Origin of the sequence: Aliivibrio sp. S10_S31 (genome assembly GCF_014694495.1) — a bacterium.
Lineage (GTDB): Bacteria > Pseudomonadota > Gammaproteobacteria > Enterobacterales > Vibrionaceae > Aliivibrio > Aliivibrio fischeri.
The window spans coordinates 1-1,290 of sequence record NZ_JAAUWR010000071.1 but is presented as its reverse complement, the minus strand read 5'-3'; the positions used below and the strand labels follow the sequence as shown (position 1 = coordinate 1,290).

Annotated in this window: 1 protein-coding gene; it reads right to left on the bottom strand. The window is 35.4% G+C overall.

The genetic code is table 11. The features are described 5' to 3' along the window. Positions 1-386: 386 nt before the first annotated feature. Positions 387-1,127 carry an abortive infection system antitoxin AbiGi family protein gene (locus tag HC728_RS19575; RefSeq protein WP_155697319.1) on the bottom strand — a complete coding sequence of 247 codons (741 nt, stop codon included), beginning with the start codon at positions 1,125-1,127 and terminating at the stop codon, positions 387-389. Positions 1,128-1,290 lie beyond the last annotated feature (163 nt).

Sequence of the window (1,290 nt, the reverse complement as noted above, 5' to 3'; positions counted from 1 at the left end):
ATCCTTGCGACAATTTGGATTGAAAATGCTGCGAGGAAAACACGGATGCAGACTAAAATGAGGCATAACCAAAGAACAATTGAAGCGTAAATTAGCTTCTGAAACGCCTGAACTTAGGAAAATAAGGGCTAATTTGCCGAACCTAATAATAACGGAAACCAAAAGGAAACAAAGAAGAAAGGAACGCTTACTAAGCCAAAACTACGAAAGCCGCGATCCTTTTGATGAACCGTGCAAAAAATTTCGGACTCAGTACGCACAACGTCTGCATAACACGTTTGCTACTATGCAGATTAAGCCTAAATTTACCACTTAATACAGTAAACCTAAAGAAATCTAGAATGCCGAGTGTAGCAAATCGTGTTGATGCATTTGTTAGTAGCGAGCTAAATATCTGACTGAATACTTTCTAAGGATACAACACGAGACATTAGAACTTTAAGCTCCGAAGCTTGATTATGGTCGAGTTCGTTTTGAATAAAATTGATGATATCAGGTATATCTGAATCATTTTTAACAAAAATATACTTAACATCCCGCGGAGTGAAAGTTAAAGAGGCGTGCTCTTTTGTTTTTAAATTCTCATCAACTAGTTTAGTTTCGTCGTCAAATTCTGCTTTTTTTAAATAAGCTTGAATTTGTTCATGCTTCGGTACATACCTCCACTCTGATTCCTGATAAAACTCTTTCTCGACTAATTGATTATTAACCAGCATATTCCCATCAGATGGTTTAATATTCATATACAAATAACGTACAGTATTTTTTGCAATTTCAAATTGCTCAAGGTCTTGAAGTTTATTTACGTGAGAATTGAGAGACCGAATCTCGGTCATTAAATTATTTTCTGATGCAAGATATAAAACTGGATTTAAACCGTTAGCATGCGCCCATTCTTTTGTCATTCCCAAACCGTAATTGCCATAGAATGCTACATGTTCAGAAATACGACTTAAAGGGATATCACAAAAACAAACCATAGGAAAAGCCATATAAGCTGCATTTTCTTGATTTACCCAACGAATATCCTCTAGACAATATCGTGGCCAAAAACCATTTTTAAATATTAACTTCAACGTTTCTTTGTTATTAGTAAAATGAAACAATGTATGTGATTTTGGAGCCATTTTGACCTCTATAAATTAAAATTACACATAAGCTACTAACGCTGGCATAACACGTTTATTACTATGCAAACCAACTTGAATTAACCGCCTTAATCACAAAACCCAAGGCAAACCCAGAACGCCGAATGTAATAAATCGTGTTGATGCGATTGTTGTGCGTGCT